The sequence below is a fragment of the Arthrobacter sp. efr-133-TYG-118 genome (genome assembly GCF_030209755.1).
Lineage (GTDB): Bacteria > Actinomycetota > Actinomycetes > Actinomycetales > Micrococcaceae > Arthrobacter.
Genome location: NZ_JARVRH010000013.1, coordinates 19253 through 38290, shown reverse-complemented (window position 1 = coordinate 38290; position 19038 = coordinate 19253). Strand labels below are relative to the sequence as shown.

General features: G+C 62.3%; 16 protein-coding genes. 9 read left to right on the top strand and 7 right to left on the bottom strand.

The genetic code is table 11. The annotated features are described in order from the left end of the window. Positions 1-161: 161 nt before the first annotated feature. The gene (locus QRN59_RS12770) at positions 162-1049 is read left to right on the top strand and encodes a GerMN domain-containing protein (RefSeq protein ID WP_284982878.1); all 888 of its coding nucleotides are present in this window, start codon (positions 162-164) and stop codon (positions 1047-1049) included. Positions 1050-1082: 33 nt separating this feature from the next. Here QRN59_RS12770 and QRN59_RS12765 read toward each other — a convergent pair whose 3' ends face one another. The 3 genes from QRN59_RS12765 to hrcA all read right to left on the bottom strand — a co-directional run bounded on the left by QRN59_RS12765 (position 1083) and on the right by hrcA (position 4073). Beyond that, on the bottom strand, positions 1083-1859 hold the full coding sequence (locus tag QRN59_RS12765; RefSeq protein ID WP_284982877.1) for a 16S rRNA (uracil(1498)-N(3))-methyltransferase: 777 nt from the start codon (positions 1857-1859) through the stop codon (positions 1083-1085). Positions 1860-1861: 2 nt separating this feature from the next. Beyond that, a complete protein-coding gene (gene dnaJ, locus QRN59_RS12760) occupies positions 1862-2992 on the bottom strand; it encodes a molecular chaperone DnaJ (protein WP_284982876.1) in 1131 nt (376 codons plus the stop codon). A 67-nt stretch (positions 2993-3059) separates the two neighbouring features. Beyond that, the gene (hrcA, locus tag QRN59_RS12755; protein ID WP_284982875.1) at positions 3060-4073 is read right to left on the bottom strand and encodes a heat-inducible transcriptional repressor HrcA; all 1014 of its coding nucleotides are present in this window, start codon (positions 4071-4073) and stop codon (positions 3060-3062) included. A gap of 247 nt (positions 4074-4320) precedes the next feature. Here hrcA and QRN59_RS12750 point away from each other — a divergent pair, with 247 nt between their 5' ends. Both QRN59_RS12750 and QRN59_RS12745 read left to right on the top strand, forming a co-directional pair. Beyond that, complete coding sequence (locus QRN59_RS12750) at positions 4321-5178, top strand: DUF3097 domain-containing protein (protein ID WP_284982874.1); 858 nt, start codon at positions 4321-4323, stop codon at positions 5176-5178. 146 nt (positions 5179-5324) lie between these two features. Beyond that, entirely contained in the window at positions 5325-5738 is a 414-nt protein-coding gene (locus QRN59_RS12745) for a DUF4870 domain-containing protein (RefSeq protein ID WP_059390016.1), read from the top strand. Between the two features lie 19 nt (positions 5739-5757). Here QRN59_RS12745 and hemW read toward each other — a convergent pair whose 3' ends face one another. After that, positions 5758-6987 carry a radical SAM family heme chaperone HemW gene (gene hemW, locus QRN59_RS12740; RefSeq protein ID WP_284982873.1) on the bottom strand — a complete coding sequence of 410 codons (1230 nt, stop codon included), beginning with the start codon at positions 6985-6987 and terminating at the stop codon, positions 5758-5760. A gap of 78 nt (positions 6988-7065) precedes the next feature. Continuing rightward, positions 7066-8919: a translation elongation factor 4 gene (gene lepA, locus QRN59_RS12735; RefSeq protein ID WP_234749224.1), complete on the bottom strand. Its 1854-nt coding sequence runs from the start codon at positions 8917-8919 to the stop codon at positions 7066-7068. Between the two features lie 191 nt (positions 8920-9110). Here lepA and QRN59_RS12730 point away from each other — a divergent pair, with 191 nt between their 5' ends. Next, positions 9111-9677, top strand: coding sequence for a type II toxin-antitoxin system PemK/MazF family toxin (locus QRN59_RS12730; protein WP_284982872.1), 567 nt, complete (start codon positions 9111-9113; stop codon positions 9675-9677). A gap of 170 nt (positions 9678-9847) precedes the next feature. Beyond that, positions 9848-10108 (top strand): 30S ribosomal protein S20, encoded by a 261-nt coding sequence (gene rpsT, locus QRN59_RS12725; protein WP_028267110.1) that lies wholly within the window; start codon positions 9848-9850, stop codon positions 10106-10108. Between the two features lie 227 nt (positions 10109-10335). Here rpsT and holA read toward each other — a convergent pair whose 3' ends face one another. Further along, complete coding sequence (holA, locus tag QRN59_RS12720) at positions 10336-11352, bottom strand: DNA polymerase III subunit delta (RefSeq protein WP_284982871.1); 1017 nt, start codon at positions 11350-11352, stop codon at positions 10336-10338. Further along, entirely contained in the window at positions 11271-12326 is a 1056-nt protein-coding gene (locus QRN59_RS12715) for a ComEC/Rec2 family competence protein (RefSeq protein WP_284982870.1), read from the bottom strand. The genes holA and QRN59_RS12715 overlap by 82 nt, the downstream gene beginning before the upstream one ends. 187 nt (positions 12327-12513) lie before the next feature. Here QRN59_RS12715 and QRN59_RS12710 point away from each other — a divergent pair, with 187 nt between their 5' ends. The 4 genes from QRN59_RS12710 to QRN59_RS12695 all read left to right on the top strand — a co-directional run bounded on the left by QRN59_RS12710 (position 12514) and on the right by QRN59_RS12695 (position 18976). After that, positions 12514-16593: a P-loop NTPase gene (locus tag QRN59_RS12710; RefSeq protein WP_284982869.1), complete on the top strand. Its 4080-nt coding sequence runs from the start codon at positions 12514-12516 to the stop codon at positions 16591-16593. 155 nt (positions 16594-16748) lie between these two features. Further along, positions 16749-17888 (top strand): hypothetical protein, encoded by a 1140-nt coding sequence (locus QRN59_RS12705; RefSeq protein ID WP_284982868.1) that lies wholly within the window; start codon positions 16749-16751, stop codon positions 17886-17888. Further along, a complete protein-coding gene (locus tag QRN59_RS12700; protein ID WP_284982867.1) occupies positions 17885-18331 on the top strand; it encodes a hypothetical protein in 447 nt (148 codons plus the stop codon). The genes QRN59_RS12705 and QRN59_RS12700 overlap by 4 nt, the downstream gene beginning before the upstream one ends. Positions 18332-18460: 129 nt before the next feature. Next, on the top strand, positions 18461-18976 hold the full coding sequence (locus QRN59_RS12695; RefSeq protein ID WP_284982994.1) for an adenylyl-sulfate kinase: 516 nt from the start codon (positions 18461-18463) through the stop codon (positions 18974-18976). Positions 18977-19038: the final 62 nt, after the last annotated feature.

Below are 19038 nucleotides of genomic sequence, written 5' to 3'. Positions count from 1 at the left end.
TGGGACTATGACAAGCTGATTCATGGGCAAAAATGCCCCTGTGCCCGGCCCCCGGGCGCATGACTCCCCCGCAGTACAGCGGCCGAACACGCGAGCAGGAATCCACCATCACCAGGCCAGCCGGGATTTCACACGGCACACGCATCCGGAAACGTTCCGCCATGCTTGTGACCGCCCTGACGGCTGCCTTGTTCCTGTCGGGTTGCATTGCCGATCGCACGGTACAGGGATCCACGACGCCGGTCCCCACCCCGACAGTTGCCCTGCAGACGGCCCCGGACAGCAATGCTCCGCTCGAAACAACCCAGGCCTCAAACAAGATCCCCGTGTATTGGATCGGGCGCAGCGACACGGACACCTTCCTTTACCGCGAATTCCGTGACAACCCAGGCAATGAGAACCCCATCACCACCGCCCTGCGGATCATGATGTCCCAGAAGCCGTTGGATCACGATTTCTTCACTCCGTGGCAGAACCCGGGCAGCCTGGCGACCTCGATTTCCGGTAAGAACGTGGTCACGGTCGATGTTTCCCGCGACGCGTTCAATTCCAATCTCGATGCCGGGATGGCCCAGCGGGCGGTCCAGGAACTCGTCTACACCGCTACCGCTGCGGCCGCGAGCTCAGGCCTGATCGATTCCGGACAGCAGATCAAAGTGACCATCCTGGTGGACGGGCACACGGACTACATGGCATTCGGACAGGTCAAACTAGGCGATCCGATGATCCGCGACGCATCCATGGTGGCACCGGTGTGGATCATTGACCCGCAGGAGGATCTGACCTTGCCTGCCGGTCCGGTCAAGTTCAACGGCCGGAGCACGGATCCCTCGAAGAAACTGCATTGGCAAATCCTTCGCGAGAATTCAAACGGCGATAAGTCGTCCTACCTCGCCGGGCAGACCACAGCTTCGACCGTTCCGGGACAAGGCGGGGTCTTCAGCCTCACAGTGGGGCTGGGAGCGGGCCGCTATGAATTGCGGGTTTCCTTGGTGGGACCCAACGATGGGGACGTCGCGACGGATACCCGGAGTTTCAACGTTCGTTGAGGACGTTCGCTCATCAAGGACGTGCGCTGCGAGCTACCAGCGCCCCAGGATGTCGCTGGCCAGCACGACGGCGGCAGGACCTGCCGTCGACGAGCGAAGCACGTGGTGGCCTAAGAGCGCGGTGACGGCGCCGACGTCGCTGAGCTTCGTCACTTCGCGCGGTGAAATGCCGCCCTCCGGGCCGACGATAAGCAGGACTTCCCGTCCCGCTCCGGTATCCGCATCGGAAACTTGGCCCTGCCACTTCTCCAGGACATCCCGCAGCGGACGTTTCGCGTCCTCGTGCAGGATGATCGCCAGGTCAGCCGCGGCAACCGCCGCAGCCAGGCCGGAGCCGTCGACGGCGGAACGCACCTCGGGAATCCACGCGCGCCGCGCTTGCTTGGCGGCTGCGGTGGCCACGGATTGCCACTTCGCGTGGGCTTTGGCGGCCCGGTCACCCTTCCAACGGACGATCGAACGTTCCGCCTGCCAGGGCACGACGGCGTCGATCCCGAGTTCCGTTGCAGTCTCTACTGCAAGCTCGTCACGGTCGCCCTTCGCGAGGGCCTGGACCAGCACGAGCCGCACGCTTGGCTGGTGCTCCGCATCGACAGCGGAGGCAAGGACTGTCAAGGTTCCCTGCCCGGATTCCGTCACGGTGCCCGTGAGCCGTCTACCGGCACCGTCGGCGATATCGACGGCTTCGCCGAGTTCCAGGCGCTTGACGGTGACAGCATGCCTGGCTTCGGCGCCGTCGAGCACGAAAGAGTCACCAGGGCCGAGCCCGTCAAGCGTTCCGGCTGCTGTGAAGAATACGGGGTTGCTCACCGCTACAGGTTACCGAGCTTGTCCCGCAGCTTCGCGAACATACCGCCACTGGCCACAAGCTTGCCTTCGGTGAACTGCTCTCCGCGCAATTTGGCCAGTTGGCGAAGCAGGTCTTCCTGCACGGCGTCGAGCTTGCCGGGGGTCTCAACGTGCAGGTGCACCTTGAGGTCTCCCCTGCCGTAGCCGCGGAGATGGGTGACCCCGAGTCCACGCAAGGTGATGACTTCGCCGGACTGCGTGCCTGACTTGACGTCGATCTCCTGGGGACCGTCGAAAGTCTCAAGCTGCAGCTCGGTACCCAGTGCCGCGGCAGTCATGGGAACGCTCAGCGTGGCGTGAAGGTCGTCGCCTTCGCGGATGTAGGTGGAATCGTTGTTGACCCGGATCTCCACGTAGAGGTCACCGGGAGGTCCGCCCGCGGGACCTGCCTCGCCTTGCGACGAAAGCTGGATGCGGGTCCCGGTAGCGACGCCGCCAGGCACCTTGACGGTCAGCGAACGGCGGCTGCGGATGCGGCCTTGGCCGTTGCACTCATTGCAAGGATCCTTGATGATCGAGCCGAAACCTTCGCACGATCCACATGGTGCGGCGGTCATGACCTGGCCGAGAATCGAGCGGACGGCCCGCTGGACCTGGCCCGAGCCGCCACAGATGTCGCAGCGCTCCGGGTGGGTGCCCGGACGGCAGCATGAGCCTTCGCACGTGGGGCAGATGACAGCGGTGTCCACCTCAAGCTTTTTGTTGACACCGAACACCGCCTCGCGCATGTCGATGCGGACACTGATCAGGGCGTCCTGGCCGCGGCGCATGCGGGATGCGGGGCCCTGCATGCCGCCGCCGCCTCCGCCGAAGAATGTGTCGAAGATGTCCTGGAAGGCGAATCCCTGGCCCGCGTAGCCTCCGCCGAAACCGTTGTCGGTCCCGTTCTCGTTGCCGGTGGCATCGTAGACGCGGCGCTTCTGGGGGTCGGAGAGGACCTCGTAAGCGTGGGTCACCGCCTTGAATTCCTCGGCAGCGCCGGCCCCGGGGTTCACATCGGGGTGCAGCTTACGTGCGAGCTTGCGGTAGGCCTTCTTGATCTCCTCGCCGGTTGCTTCCGGCGAGACGCCCAGAACGTCATAGTGACTGCTCAAAGTCGGTATCTCTTCCTTGTTTACGGTTCCACTGCTTTTCTTGCGAGGCGGTTTCCAGCCGAGGCCGTCAGCCGCCCAGAATGCGGGAAAGGTAGCGTGCGACGGCACGGACGGCCGCCATGGTGTTGGGATAATCCATGCGGGTGGGTCCAAGAATGCCGATCTTGGCACTGCTGCCCGGACCGTAGCCCGTGGCAACCACCGAAGCCTCGGAGAGGCCGTCATAGGGGTTTTCGCGGCCGATGCTCACCGTGACGCCCCGCGGGTCCTCGGCCATGTCCGACAACAGCCGCAACATGACCACTTGCTCCTCGAGCGCCTCGAGGACCGGACCGATGCTCAGCGGGAAGTCCACGTTGGAGCGGGCCAGGTTTGCCGTGCCTGCCATGACCATGCGTTCGTCGCGGCTCCGCTCGGCAAGCCTTTCCAGGCCGTGGGCAAGGGCGCCTGCAAGGTTCCGAAGCGCCGGCGGGCACAAGGCAACCACCGAGGGCAGGACTTGCGGCATGAGGTCGAGCTGGGAGCTGGCAATGCTCCCAAGGAATCGCGCGCGCAAAGCCATGAGCTCTTCGTCAGTGGCGTCTGTCGCTGCGTGCACAACGCCCTGTTCCACTTTGCCCGAGTCGGCGATCAACACCACCAAGACCTGGCGGGGTGCCAAAAGGACAAACTCAATGTGCCGGACACGCGCGCGGCTCAGGTGCGGATACTGGACGACGGCGACCTGGTTGGTCAGTTGGGAGAGGAGCCGGACGGTTCGCTCAAGGATGTCCTCGACGTCGTCGGGCCCCTCAAGCAACGAATGGATGGCCCGGCGCTCGGCAGCCGAAAGTGGCTTGACCTCGGAAATACGGTCGACGAACAAGCGGTAGCCCTTGTCCGTGGGAATGCGGCCCGCACTCGTGTGTGGTGCTGCAATGAGGCCTTCTTCTTCCAAGAGGGCCATGTCATTGCGGATGGTTGCGCTCGACACTCCCAGGTGGTGCCGTTCGACCAAGGCTTTGGAGCCGACGGGCTCGCGGGAGTGAACGTAGTCCTCCACGATGGCGCGCAACACTTCTAGCTTCCGTGGTTCGCTCACTGCCCACCTCCATTCAACAGCCAGTACTGGACGATCAAGGACTCAAACGATCAAGTTCTCAACAATCCGGTATTTCAACAATTAGCACTCAACGATTAGCACTCAACATACCCAAGTGCTAACAAGTCTAGTATGAGCCACCTCGTTGTTAGCATTGGTACCGCTCGCGGCGAACATGATTCCCGCGCGGTCCTGGGAATGCCACGGACCGTGACCGATCCCCCTAGTGCAAAGTGGTGTGAAGACCGTGTCTTACGACAATTGGGGCCCGCAAGACCTCTCCTCGCCGGCCAAACGGCAACTGCCGGAGGTGCCCGTTGAACGCGGGATGGTTCTCGAGGACGTGCAGTCCGGTTGGGTCGGGGCCGTGACCAGGGTGGAGAAGTCCGGAGGCATGCACATTGTGGTGCTTGAGGATCGGCGGGGAAAGGCCAAATCATTCCGGCTCGGATTCGGATTCCTGCTGGAGGGACAAGCAGTGAAGCTCCTGCCGCCGGCGCCACGCGCGGCGACCGCCAAGGGCGCGGCGCAAGCAGGCAGGACGGCATCAGGATCCGTCCGGGTGGCCGGCCAGCGGGCCCAAGTCGCCAAGGCGAGCCGGATCTGGGTGGAAGGCAAGCACGACGCAGAACTTGTGGAAAAGGTGTGGGGAGATGATCTCCGGGTGGAGGGCATCGTCGTCGAGCCCTTGCACGGCGTGGACGATCTCAAGGCGGCCATAGCAGGGTTCTCCCCCGGCCCGGGCCGCCGGCTCGGGATCCTCGTGGACCACTTGGTGCCGGATTCGAAGGAGTCGCGGATTGCTGCCGACGCCATGACGCTGCCGGGCGCCGCAGGAAACCTCCTGATCGTAGGACACCCTTATGTGGACGTCTGGCAGGCAATCCGGCCCAGGGTGTTGGGGATCGAGCAATGGCCAACCATCGCGCGCGGCACGGATTGGAAGACCGGAATCCTGAGGTCGTTCGGCTGGCCCCATGAGACGGCCGAGGACGTCGGACTTGGCTGGCAGAAGCTTCTGGGCGCCGTCCACAGCTACGCCGATTTGGAAGCCTCTTTGCTGGGCCGCGTGGAAGAAGTGATCGATTTCCTGACCGTTCCGTGACGAGTCCCTTGGCCGTCCAGTGCTCACCTGGCAGCGGACCAAGCGCGGCCCTGGGCAGCGATCCCGGAGTTGGTCGGCTGATCGCCTGCCGAGCAAGTATTCTGGGACAGCAACACTGCACCGATAGATACTCGAAGGAAGATACTGTGGCAGACAACGCTCCTGACGATCGGGATGGCACCTCGGGCCAGTCCCAGTACCACGGCGTTCCTGCCAACGCGCTGCCCTTGACTGCCTCGGAAGACCGGCAGTGGGCAACCCTGGCGCACTTCGGCGGGATCCTTGGCTGCGTGCCTTCGCTTCTGATCTACCTGATTTTCCGCGAACGTGGCCCGTTCACGGCACAGGAATCCAAGGAAGCGCTCAACTTCACTTTGCCTCCGACGATTGCCGCAGTGCTCGCCAACATCCTCGTCTTGCTTCCGGTGGTCGGAAACCTGTTCGCTGTCCTTGCCACGGCAATCTGGGTCGCAGTGACCTGCTTCTCGGTGTCAGCCGGAATCCGCGTCAACCACGGACAGCCGCACCGCTACCGCTTCAACCTGCGCTGGATCAAGTAGCCGGTCTTCGTGGGTGCCGCTAGTCCGGAAGGATCCGGCGGACCACGGCATCTGCGAGCAGCCGGCCTTTGAGCGTCAGGACCAACCGTCCTTGGAAGGCCGCTCCAGGCTCAACCAGACCGTCGGCAATGAGGCCTGCGACGGCGTGGCGGCCTACCTTGTCGAGGGCGTCGACCTGAAGCCCGGTGCCGAGGCGCGCCTCCAGCATGATGCGTTCCACTTCCCGGGTTCCGGCGTCGAGCGTTTCGCGTCCAGCGGCGGGCGACACCCCGCTACCGAGCCTGTTGGCATAGGCAGTGGGGTGTTTGACGTTCCACCAGCGGACGCCGCCCATGTGGGAATGCGCACCGGGTCCGATGCCCCACCAATCGTCTCCGCGCCAGTAGGCAAGGTTGTGTTTGCACGCCTGTTCGGGTGTGCGGGACCAATTGCTGACCTCGTACCAGTCCAGTCCGGCAGCGCTGATCAGCTGGTCGGCGAGTTCGTACTTGGCCGCGTGGTCGTCGTCGTCGATTCCGGGAACTTCTCCGCGCCGGATCTGTGCCGCCAGTTTGGTGCCTTCTTCCACGATCAGCGCATAGGCGCTGATGTGGTCCGGCCCGTAGGACAAGGCAGTCTCCAAGGAGGTCTGCCAATCAGCCATGGACTCGCCGGGAGTGCCGTAGATGAGGTCGAGGCTTACGGCGAGGCCGGCGTCGCGCGCCCATTGGACCACCAAGGGGACCCTGCTTGGAGTGTGAGTACGGTCCAGGACCTTGAGCACGTGAGGGACCGCCGACTGCATGCCAAAGGAAATCCGCGTAAAGCCGGCGTCCGCGAGCAACTGGAGGGACTCCGGTGTCACGGAGTCCGGGTTCGCTTCAGTGGTGACTTCGGCTCCCGATTCCAGGCCCCAGTGCCCGACGGCGGCCGTCATGATGCGTGCGAGATCTTCAGCAGGCAACAGGGTCGGTGTGCCACCGCCGAAGAACACCGTGCTCAGGGGCCGCTGCGGGAGCCCGGAGGCTTCCATGGCCCGGACGGCGAACTCCACTTCCGAAATAGCAGTAGACGCGTAGGCGTCCTGGGAGGCGCCTCCGCCAAGCTCGGTGGCGGTGTAGGTGTTGAAATCGCAGTAACCGCAACGTACGGCACAGAAAGGTATGTGGACGTAGAGTCCAAACTTGCGTGAACCGACGCCGTCGAGGACCTGCGGCGGCAAGAGGCCGTCCGCAGGTGCCGGATCCCCGACGGGAAGAACGCTAGGCACGGATTTCCCCTCGTGGCCGTCCTGTGCGCGCCGCCAAAGCGCACACCTGTCCCGCAGTGTTCCGGGCGAACAGCCCCATTACTTCTTGGCCTTGTCCTTGGATTCGTCGGTGGTCAGGGCTGCGATGAACGCTTCCTGTGGAACTTCCACGCGGCCCACCATCTTCATGCGCTTCTTGCCTTCCTTCTGCTTTTCCAGAAGTTTGCGCTTACGGGTGATGTCACCGCCGTAGCACTTGGCAAGGACGTCCTTGCGGATGGCGCGGATGCTCTCGCGGGCAATGATCCGCGAGCCGATGGCGGCCTGGATAGGCACCTCGAACTGCTGGCGGGGAATGAGTTCGCGCAGCTTGCCTGTCATCATGACGCCGTAGGCGTAGGCCTTGTCGCGGTGTGTGATGGCGCTGAAAGCGTCAACCTGCTCACCTTGGAGCATGATGTCCACCTTGACCAGATCGGCAACCTGCTCGCCGTCGGCCTTCCAGTCCAGCGAACCGTAGCCACGGGTCTTGGACTTGAGGATGTCGAAGAAGTCGAAGACGATCTCGGCCAGCGGCAGCCGATACCGGATTTCCACGCGGTCTTCGGAGAGGTAGTCCATGCCGCCCATGACGCCGCGGCGGCTCTGGCACAGCTCCATGATGGCGCCCACAAACTCATTCGGCGCCAGGATGGTGGCGGACACCATCGGTTCGCGGACCTCAGCGATCTTGCCGGTGGGGTATTCGCTCGGGTTGGTGACGTGCAGGACCCTTTTGTCCTCCAGCGTGACCTCATACTCAACGTTGGGAGCGGTGGAGATGAGGTCGAGGTTGTACTCGCGCTCAAGGCGCTCACGGGTGATTTCCAGGTGCAGCAAGCCAAGGAAGCCCACGCGGAAACCGAATCCCAGGGCGGCAGACGTCTCGGGTTCGTAGACGAGCGCTGCGTCGTTGAGCATCAGCTTCTCGAGGGCATCCCGGAGCACGGGATAGTCCGTGCCGTCCAGGGGATACAAGCCCGAGAAGACCATGGGCTTGGCGTCGGCATAACCGGCGAGGGATTGCGAAGCGGGCTTGGCCAGGTTGGTCACGGTGTCGCCGACCTTCGACTGGCGGACGTCCTTCACGCCGGTGATCAAGTAGCCTACTTCGCCGACGCCCAGCCCCTTGGAAGGGGTAGGTTCCGGAGAGCTGACACCGATTTCCAGGAGCTCGTGGGTTGCGCGGGTGGACATCATCTGGATCCGCTCGCGCGGGTGCAGCATGCCGTCCACGACGCGGACGTACGTCACCACGCCGCGATATGTGTCATACACGGAGTCGAAGATCATGGCGCGGGCCGGTGCGTCGGGGTCGCCGACAGGGGCCGGAAGATCGCGGACGATCTTGTCCAACAGGGCCTCCACGCCAACACCGGTCTTGCCGGATACCCGTAGCACGTCCTCGGGGTCGCCGCCGATCAGGTTGGCGAGTTCGGCCGCGTACTTTTCGGGCTGGGCGGCGGGGAGGTCGATCTTGTTCAGCACCGGAATGATGGTGAGGTTGTTTTCCATCGCCAGGTAGAGGTTCGCCAGCGTCTGGGCCTCGATGCCTTGCGCGGCGTCCACCAAGAGGACTGCACCTTCACAGGCCGCGAGGGAACGGGAAACCTCATAGGTGAAGTCAACGTGGCCAGGGGTATCGATCATGTTCAGGGCGTAGCTGGTGCCGTCAAGCTCCCAGGGCATGCGGACAGCCTGGGACTTGATAGTGATGCCACGTTCGCGTTCGATATCCATGCGGTCCAGATACTGGGCCTTCATGTCGCGGGACTTAACGACGCCGGTGTACTGCAACATGCGGTCGGCCAGGGTGGATTTACCGTGGTCGATGTGGGCGATGATGCAGAAGTTCCGGATGATGGCCGGATCTGTCGCGGCGGGCACCGGTGCGGTGCGGGCCATGGGAGACACGCAGGGTCCTTACTGTCGATACTCACACGGCCGGACTCCGGACTGGTCTGGACCATTCCGGCCGATGCCGCATATCTGAACTAATAGTCTCCCATGAACCTGACGCCGGTTGTGCACTGTGATCGTCGCTGTTGCAATGTGGGCGACGAGTGTGGGCGACGCGGCACGGCAATGGAAAGTACGGTGGTTCCATGGCATCGGACACACATTTGCTTGGCAGACTCCTCAAAGGCTCCCTGGGCTACCTTCGACGGATCATCGGAGCCCCCGGCACGCGCCCTGGCCAGCCCCAGAAAGGCGGGGCAGCGGCGAAGGCGAGTCGGACCCGGAGCGCAAGCACCGGCGTCGGGCAGCTTTCCCGCCCATATCCGGGCGACTTCCGGGGCACGGTGTCTCCGCGGTACTCCCCCAATCCCGACGGCAAGCCGGACCCCGGAGAGATCGTGTGGTCGTGGGTCCCCTACGAAGAGGACTATTCCCAGGGCAAGGATCGGCCGCTGCTTTTGATAGGGCACGACGGCAGGTGGCTGCTGGGGCTGATGCTGACCAGCAAAGACCACGACAACGGCCGCCGTGCAGACGACTACGTGGACATCGGCACTGGCGCCTGGGACCCCCAAGGCCGACCCAGTGAGGTCAAGGTAGACCGGGTGGTCCGCGTCAATCCGGCGGACGTCCGGCGCGAGGGGGCCGTCCTCGACAAGCGCACTTTCCAACTGGTGGCGAATCGGCTCAGCGGACAACACAACTCGGCGTAGACGCCAAATCCCCGGAAAAGCGCCGAGTCTGATAATATTTATGGCTGTGTGTCCGTGCAGGTCGACGGCCACTCATGGTTGGCTGCCATAGGCATCCCCACGCCGCTCAGTCGATGGCCAACCTGAAAACCCTCTAGACCATTTCCGCATTAAAAAGAGAGTTCACACACGTGGCTAATATCAAGTCCCAGAAGAAGCGCATCCTCACCAACGAGAAGGCTCGCCTGCGTAACAACGCTGTCAAGTCTGAGCTGAAGACGGCCATCCGCGCCGTTGCCACCGCCGTTGAGTCCACGGACAAGGATGCCGCTGCAAAGGCTCTTGTTGCTGCCAGCCGTAAGCTGGATAAGGCTGTCAGCAAGGGCGTTATTCACAAGAACAACGCTGCAAACCGCAAGTCGGCGATCTCCAAAAAGGTCAACGCACTCTAAGGTTTATCCAGTTCGACTGAGCTGAACGTGAGGCCGGCACCCATGGGTGCCGGCCTCAGGTATTTAAGGCTCGTGAGTCCGACGGGCCACCGGATCTACTGACGACGCGGAAGGGGACATGCGACGCGTTTCCGACTGACGACGCGCAAATTGACATGCGACGCGTGTATTCCGGCATCGCCAGGAAATGTGCGTATCGCCCAAGAATCCGGGTGTCGCGCGCGGGCTTAGCGTCCGCGGGCCGAGGCGGCAATAACCGTGACGGCGTGCTCCACTGCGTACACGGGATCCCGAGAGAGGCCCTTCACCTGGGCATCCGCTTCAGCCGTGACCTGGATGGAACGGATCAGGCCTTCCGGAGTCCAACGGCGAACGTCCCGTTGGGCCTGTTCTATGAGCCATGGCTGCATGCCAAGCTGCTTGGCGATCTGTGCCGAGGATCCCTGGGCACCGGCTACCTTGGCAAGGGTGCGCAGCTTTGCGGCAAGGGCGGCAACCAGCGGCACCGGGTCAACCCCGGTGGCGAGGGCGTGCCGGAGGCTGGACAGAGCCTGCGGCCCGTTGCCGGCCATGGCGGCGTCCGCAACCTTGAAAGCAGTGGCTTCCACGCGGCCGCCGTAGTAGCGCTCCACGGTGGCTGCGTCGACCGCGGTGGTGGCGTCTGCGATGAGCTGGTTGCATGCCGCAGCGAGCTCAGAGAGGCTGGCACCGACTGCATTGACGAGGGCCTGGACAGCTTCCGCTTCGATGCGGCGGCCGCCTGCCTTGAATTCCGAGACGACGAATGCTGTTTTCTCGGCGTCCTTTTTCAAGGGCTGGCAGTCCACCACTGGCCATCCAGACGATTTGATGGCGTCCAGGAGCTTCTTTCCGCGCACCCCGCCACCGTGACGAAGGACCAACACGACGTCGTTCTCCGGTTGGGTTACGTATTTCAAGGCATCGGCAAGGAAGGCATCGTTCATTGACTCGAGCCCCTCGATCTCGATGAGTTTGGCCTCGTCGAACAACGACGGCGTGACCGCCATTGCGAGGGAACCGGACTCGTAGCTTCCGGCATTGAGCCTGCTGATTTCCACTTCCGGTGCCGCGGCCCGCACCTGCGAGCGGATCCGATCCATTGACCGGATTCCGAGGTACTCCTCAGGGCCGGTGATAAGCACTACCGCGGACGGGGTAACGTCCCGCCAGCTGGCGGTGTTTGCCGCGGAGGTTTTAGCTTTTGAGACCTGGGCAGCAGCCAATGTTGCTTCCTTCCAGAAGTGTTTTTGCAGATTCCCAGTCTCCCACGTTCAGCGTCCAGGGCAGTGATCCTGAACCCCTCGGGCTGCTTGCCGGGCGCCGGCGAGCACCCGGAATGGCCCTCGGTCCAGGGGCGACGGACAGCCGACTCACCGGCGGCTATAAGGAACACCACGTGGCGGTGCAACCAGAGTACGGCTGAGACCACCCGCGTTGGATGCAGGACCAGCCACACCATCAAGATGGTCACAACCGACCAGAGAACCATGGTGGCGATTCCCGTGGGACCTTCCGGCCACGGCAGGGCCGCTCCCGGAAGTCCTGCGAAGAACCTGGCGATTGCTGCCACCATTTCCGCGCTGACCCCGGCAACGGCGATTGGAACAACTGCCAACCAAGGAAACAGCGGAACAAGGGGAACCGCAATGGTTCCCAGGATCGTCACGGGTGCGACAAACGGAGCAACTGCGATATTCGTCAGCAATGAGTAGCTGGAGAACTGCGGTTGCAAGGCCACAATCACCGGGCTGCACAGAAGCTGCGCCGCCAAGGGCACGGCAACGGCGGAAGCTAACCAGGAAGGGACCCACGCTGGAGCCCAAAAGGCGATGGGCCGTGCCAACAAGACAATTCCCAGGGTGGCGAGGACCGACAAAAGGAATCCGATGCTCGTACCAAGGGAGGGATCCAGGATGAGAAGCCCAGTCACGGCAAGGCAGAGAAAGCCCAGGGACCGGCTCCGCCTGCCGGCACTTAGCGCGCTGAGGCCGATTGCACCCATGACCGCCGCCCTCACGACGCTCGCGTCCGGTCCGACCATCATGACAAAGCCCGCCAAGCCTCCCAGGGCCACTATTGCCGCGACTCCCCTGGCAAGCCGAAAGCTCCTGGCCAGAAGCACCAGACCGCCAAGAATGAGGCTGCAGTTCGCTCCGGAGAAAGATGAAACCGCCGGTGGGTACCCTTGGTGCGGCATTTTTGCAGGTCACCAGGGTTGTCGTACTGGTCCATGATGGAATTGGCATGGATGTAGGACCCCTATATCCGGTCGAATGTAGACGACGATCGGGTCCAAACGGGCGACTTCTGATAATCGATCGACCCACGAACGTTAGATGCATCGCAACCCCATGACGAAACATGGGGAGTGAGAAGATCGATCCATGACTGCCGATCCCACACTGGTCAACGTACCCGAGCCGAATCCCGCAGGGCTTGACACTGCTGTCCTCCCCCTCGGTGAACGTTCCCTGCGACTCATCCTGGATTACGTCATGGCCGTCGGCGACGAGGCCGAGACGACCTACCTGGAGGTCAAGAGCAGCCTGGATCTCAACAGCAAGACAGGCGTGGCGAAGGTCGCGAAGTTCCTGCTCGGGGCAGCCAACCGTCGGCCGAAGGAGGCGTCACCGTACTTCCGTGGCTACGCTGTGATGGTCATCGGTGCGTCGAAGGATGCCGCGCCGGGCATTCCCCGTGGCGTCGAAGCCCATGAGCTTGAGGACCGGCTGCGGCCATACCTCGGACCCCAGTTCCCTGCGTTCGAGTTCGGCAGGATTAGTGTCAACGACTCCAGCGAGGTCGTGTTCATCATCGCGCAGCCACCCCAGGATGGTGATCCGATATTTCCGTGCCACAAGAGCTTCCAGGGCGATGACCGCAAAGACGGCCTAGAAGACGGTGCCGTCTATGTGCGAGGGACGAGCAACACCCGCCATGCCCGGGCTGGCGAGATACTGGCACTCGTTGAACGGTCCCGTGGCGGCGGCAAGTCGCCTTTCCTCAGCATCGAGGAAGTCTCAGAGCGAAGGCGCAGCGGTGAGGACCTCCTGAACGACCTCGGACCCGCTATCGGACGTGAATCAGAGAAGACGAAGCTCTCGTCCGCACTGGATAGGTCAGCAGATTGGCCACGCGTCGTCTTCGTGAATGGGATCGCTGGTGTCGGCAAGACTCGACTCATGGTCGATTGCCTTGTGACCTTCCATGCAGCCACGCCCGCAGTCCCGGTCTTCTGGCTTTCCCCCGGCCATGGCCTCGACAAAGATGCGATCAAGCTACTGCCGCAGACACCGGCGGTCATCGTGATCGACGACGCTCACAGAGGTGCACCGGACCTCGCGATTCTTCTCAATTACGCCGCAGCGAATGCTGGAACACAGCTGGTCCTTGGTGTCAGGGGTCTGGAAGCACGTTCCATTCGCAATGAGGTGATCATGAGGGGCTTCCGCCTGGAGAAGATCTGCGAAATTACCGTTGGAAGGCTCACCCTGCCTGAAGGTCGCGAATTGGTGGCTTCCCTTGCTGACGGGCTCTCCCTCGACTCTTCGCACTTTGAAGCCCTCGCTCGACAGGCACGGGACACGCCATTTGTGGCCGTCCTGATGCTGAACATGATCAAAGGTGGCCAGCTGAGCGGCCCGCTGTCTCTCGACAGCGACGTACGGGAGCAGGTCATGGCACGCTACGGGGACATACTGACCGGAGGCATTGACGCGGTCGGGCCTGAACCTCTCGAGCGTGTGCTCGCTACTCTGTCGGCGCTTGGCACGGTCAGCGCTGACGACGAAGACGTACGGTCCAGGATCCTTAAGCTGGCGGGCATCTCGCTGCGCGATTACCTTCGCCTCCGCGAACAGCTTCGTCACCGCGGCATCGTCATTGAGCAGAATGGCAGGGCGCGGGTCATACCTGAGCTGTTCGCAGATCAAGTTCTAGAGCGTGTTGCGTCGATCGAAGGGGTGGATACCGGATTCGTCGAGGAGCTCTGGAACGCCCTCGGTGACGTAGCCGGTGAGGATCTCTTCACTTCCGTCGGGAGCCTCCAGTGGCGGCTGGCCCACTACGACGGCCCACACGTCATGGGTCCGATCTGGGCGAGCGTTGAAACCAGCGTTGATGACGGGGGCTATGGCGACCTCTACAACCTGGCCGGTCACCTCGGATACCTCCCACTTACTCAGCCGCTGAAGACACTGGAACTGCTCGACAGAATCCGCCGCCGGTTGGACGAACTCGAGGTCCTCGAGCCAAGCCAGCGACCTTCCGTGCTCCGTGGCGATGCTGGTATCGCGACGTTGTTCGATGACGGCGAGATCGGCCGGACAGCCGTGGAACGAAGGCTCGCGATCCCCTATGGTGCGTGTGCCGCCAACGGTCCGGAACGACTCGAAACGGCGCTTGATGCTCTCTGGGAGCTCGGCCGCCGAGACTCGCGTCCCGTCGATTCGGCGCTGGATCACCCGTTGAGAATTATCATCGACCGGCTATGCCAGGTGAATAGGCTTCCCGATCCGTCCTACCCGGAGAGAATCATCGCCAAAGTCAGGCAATGGCTCGGCGCACTAGAAGCGGGTGATGCCAGTACCCCGCTTGCGGTGCTCGGGCCGCTCCTTGCCAAAGAAGGGACGACCAGTGAGATGCAGGATCCACGTGAGATTTCGCTCGGCCAGTTCCAGGTCAATCCAGAGTGGGCCCGGGCCCACCGGGATGCGGTTCGGGCATTATGCGTGAAATATGCCGGCGACGAGAACCTGTCGCTCACCAGTGAAATCGTCGGGCTCCTCGAAGGTGCCGTCCGACCATCTCGGGGCTACTTCGGAGCGGATGTTCCCGAGGAACAGCGCAATGCCTGGGCAGACGATGATCTCCAGACCATCGCAGCCCTGCGAACCATCGCCGATATTACAACGATATCGGTCATCCGGAGAACGGTGCGCCGGGCCGTCGAAATCCCGGCCGGCTACTCCAGCTCTCCGGAAGTTATGCATGCGGCCCTTTCACTTCTCCATCAGCTCGACCAACGCGAGGATGATGATCTCAGCGATCACCTGCTCGGCGGCGAACGTTTGATTGACCTTGACCCACAACGAGGGAAGGACGCACCAACGCTCAGCGAGTGCGTTGAAAGAATTGCTGCCCGATCGAAACAGTCCGCAGAAGGTGAGGCCGAACTCAACGGCCGGATGAAAGCACAGGAGCGCCGCTCCCACCTGAGGCTCCTCCGACTTGCCGAGTCATTGTGGGGGCCTCATGCCGATACGAAAGCAGGCGTAGACCGGCTCGACGCGGAATTGCGGGAAGCCCTCTTGACCTCGAAGAGCACGCCGAACCACCAGCTCATCACCCTTCTACAGCTCACCGCCAGCGGGCATGCCGATCGTGTTCCCGACGTGGTCGCGGCTATCCTCGATCTCTCCGATGGCCCACTCGATGCCGGCCTGCCGATCCTCCTGGACTGCCTTCAGACATCGAAAAATGCCCTGCTCGACCAGATCGTTGCCGAGGCAGCGGCACAACGCGAAGGTGTCCGGTGGGCTATCGGACGTGCTGCCGGATTCTTCGGCTGGGCGAATCTCGGGGCCCCTTACACCGAGGCGATCACCGAGGGAGTGGAGGACCCTTCGGAGCGTGTTCGGCAGGCATTCCTCACAGCCTTGCCTTTTGTCGAGGATCCAATCACCGTTTCCAAGACCCTGATCGCCGGAAAGGCAACAGACCATACCATCTATGACATCCTCCGTACTCCCATGAGCGGCTCTGCCAGAGACTGGTACCAGAATCTCAACAATGCCCAGGCCACGGCAGTGCTCGACCTCCTTGCCGCCATTCAGGTGGGGACCTGGGAGGCCGAGAACCGGATCACGGACATCGCAACGGCGCATCCACGGCTGGTCCTCGACCGAATGACCGGGATCCATTCCCTCCGCCATCTTCTGCGAAGCGCCGGGGATCACAGCCTGCGCGCAGCCTTTTCCGGGAAGCCGCACGAGGTCGCAGCATGGATCATCGACGGATGCGGAAGCGATGACCCCGGCCAGGTCGCGTCAGCACTGACCAAGGTGACCGGAGACCGGCTTCCTCGAGAAGTCACGGGCAAGCTGTGCGCTGCCGTGGGCAACCTTAGCGAGCGACAGCTCACTAATCTCCTCGGAATTCTGGCTTCTCTGAACGCGTGGGCTGCCCATCACATCGAGCTGGCGCGGCGGCTGACCGAGCATGCCCGCACCTTCGGAGAACATGTTTACAGCTCCACCCTCAATCGGGTCTCACAGCATCTCACTCCACACTTCTGGAGCGGAAACGATGCGGGGTCGCCCGAGCTGCAATCGGCACTGGCTGCAATCGAACGTGCCCTGGAGTCCGAAACGAATGACGAACTTCGCCGCGCCGAAGAAGAAGCCCGACAAGTTCTTCTGGACAAAATCAACGAGCCCGTACCCGACTACTTGGACGAGTTCTGACCGCCGGAACTGAGTTTCCCGTGACGGCCGAACTTGGCAGGTAACTCCCCTATGGCGATTCATACGGTGTACATTGCGGAGGCATAGACCAAGGACTGGGTACGGACTGGAGTTTTGGGGGCTTCACGGTGCATGTGATCATTGCGGGCGAGTCAGTGCCGATTGACCGATCGGTGTTTGTTGATCTGCTGGAGAACTCTGTGGTGAACGGGAGGGCCCCGTACCTCCATGCCCTCGAGAAGTCGAAGATTCAATACTCCGAGCTCTTGAAGCTTGCCCGGAAAGCGGAGGTCCCGCACCCACTGTTTTTCGCTTCCCCGGCCGTAGTCCAAGCACAATTGCGTACCAAGACCGCGAAGCTGCTGCAAGGCGTTGCGCCCGACACGTTCACAGTGAACACGCGGACGACCGTGAAGCTACGGGATGTTGAGCTGATCGTGAAGGACCTCCTGCGCAAACAGGAATTGGCCCGGAAGCACGACTCCACGCTTGTGAAGAACAAGGTCGTCGGGCTGCTCCGAAAGCCACGACCGACCGTACGGGAAGACGCCGAGGCGCTGATCAAAGCGATCGGGCTCGACCGTGAAGCCATCCGTCAGGCACGAAAGAAAGAATCCGCATTGGAGCTGATCATCGAACAGCTCGAAGCCAATCAGGTGCTCGTGTCCCGGAGCGTTCGAGGATACATGCCCCAGCTCATCGAGGTGCATTTCAGTGGCATGACCGTGCGCGACTCGAAAGTGCCCTACATCTTCCTGACAGGTGGCGATCACGGCGACTTCCAAGAGCCTTACGGCCGGCAGATCTTCACTCTCGTCCTGATGACTGTGCTTGTTGCGCGTGGGATCTTTGCTCCCGTCAGCTACGACGCGAACAGCACCGCCCCTGACGCGGGGCGGGAGTACGACATCGTGGGTGAGATCCTCATGCCCGCGGCCGATCTCCAGAGAATCACCTTCGAAGACCTTGATGCCGTGAAGGCCATGGCTGACGTGTTCAAGGTGACCCCGAGCGCCCTGACCGTCAGGGCCATGCGTCTCGGCAGCCTCACCCCATTGACCGCGGCCGGGTACCTTCGCACACTCGAGGACGAGTTTCGCGCGCGGGCCAAGACCCCAGCGCATCAGCCAAAAACCGTCAACGCGATCCGCAAATACAGTGGCCGCGAGCTGACCAGGCGGATGCTCCTCGCTGTCGAAGAGCGGCGTCTTAGCGCCCGAGAATTTTGCCGGGTCGTCTGCCTGAACCGGATCGGTCCCAGTGACCTCGGCGAACTGAAGGCAGCGCTCCGATGAACGAGGAGATGTACCTCATCGATAACAACGTGCTCTCGCACTTGTCGCCGGCACAGCGAGCGAGCGGGTTCTTCCATGCGCGCTGCCGGATACCGTCTGAGGTGCTCCATGAAGCCGACGGGTACGCTGACGATGCGCTCAAGGCTGTTGAGTACCCGGCAACAGCGAGCGTTCTGAATTTTCTTCAGACAGTCATGGCCACCGTGCCTGAAGACGACACGGCGCTCGTGAACCTTTACGCAAACAAGGGCGCTGCCGATCCGATGCTGGTCGCCTGCGCGCTGGACGCGACTCAAGAATCCGAGAGCCGACTTTTCGACCCGACGTGGATAATCGTGTCGAACGACAAAGCTGTCCGGGCAAACGCCGCAGAATTCGAGATCGAGTCGTGCACACGAGAGGAGTTCTTCTCCAGGACACAGGACGGCTGGAACATTGCATGAGGCGCTGCTTCCCATCTAGCTACAAGGTTTCATGAAGTACACGACGAGCCCAGGCAGCAGCTCCGCCTGTCGTCCCCGCTCAGATGATGCGGCTTTGACCAGTTTTTAGACAATACTCGGAGGGTGAATATGAAGAGTGAGGTTCTGTTTGTTGGCGGCCGGTCAGGTGTTGGGAAAAGCTCGGTGGCTTTCGAACTGCATGCCCAGCTCACTGCCCTAAAGGTCAAGCACTGTGTGATCGAAGGCGACAACCTCGATCTGGCCTTCCCTCAACCGTGGGAGCACAATCTGGCAGAGCGGAATCTTGCCGCGATCTGGGCCAACTACCGTGCTCTCGGCTACCGGCGGATGATTTACACGAACACGGTCAGCGTCCGATTCACACAGGAATTAGCAGCAGCCATGGGAGACAGTCCCCGTATCACTGCGGTACTGCTGACCGCTGACGACGAAACAGCGTCAGCAAGGCTCCTCCGGCGGACCCAGGGCAGCGACCTTCGGGAACATCTTGACCGTAACAACGCAGCCGCCAGAGAACTCGAACTCCTCACACCACGATGGGTCCATCGATGCCCTACGGACAACCGCGTCGTGCAGGACATTGCTGCTGACCTTCTGAGGCTCACCGGGTGGGCAACCAACTGACGCGGCTTCCCAGCTAGCGAAGTTGAGTCAGACCGGCGGTGGTCGGGCGGGAACCGCACCCT

What these genes read in the sequence shown, in the direction of transcription:
- QRN59_RS12700 (WP_284982867.1), top strand. Translation starts at nt 17,885, where the DNA reads ATGAACGAGGAGATGTACCTCATCGATAACAACGTGCTCTCGCACTTG.
- QRN59_RS12770 (WP_284982878.1), top strand. Translation starts at nt 162, where the DNA reads ATGCTTGTGACCGCCCTGACGGCTGCCTTGTTCCTGTCGGGTTGCATT.
- QRN59_RS12695 (WP_284982994.1), top strand. Translation starts at nt 18,461, where the DNA reads ATGAAGAGTGAGGTTCTGTTTGTTGGCGGCCGGTCAGGTGTTGGGAAA.
- QRN59_RS12710 (WP_284982869.1), top strand. Translation starts at nt 12,514, where the DNA reads ATGACTGCCGATCCCACACTGGTCAACGTACCCGAGCCGAATCCCGCA.
- QRN59_RS12715 (WP_284982870.1), bottom strand. Translation starts at nt 12,326, where the DNA reads ATGCCGCACCAAGGGTACCCACCGGCGGTTTCATCTTTCTCCGGAGCG.
- QRN59_RS12730 (WP_284982872.1), top strand. Translation starts at nt 9,111, where the DNA reads ATGGCATCGGACACACATTTGCTTGGCAGACTCCTCAAAGGCTCCCTG.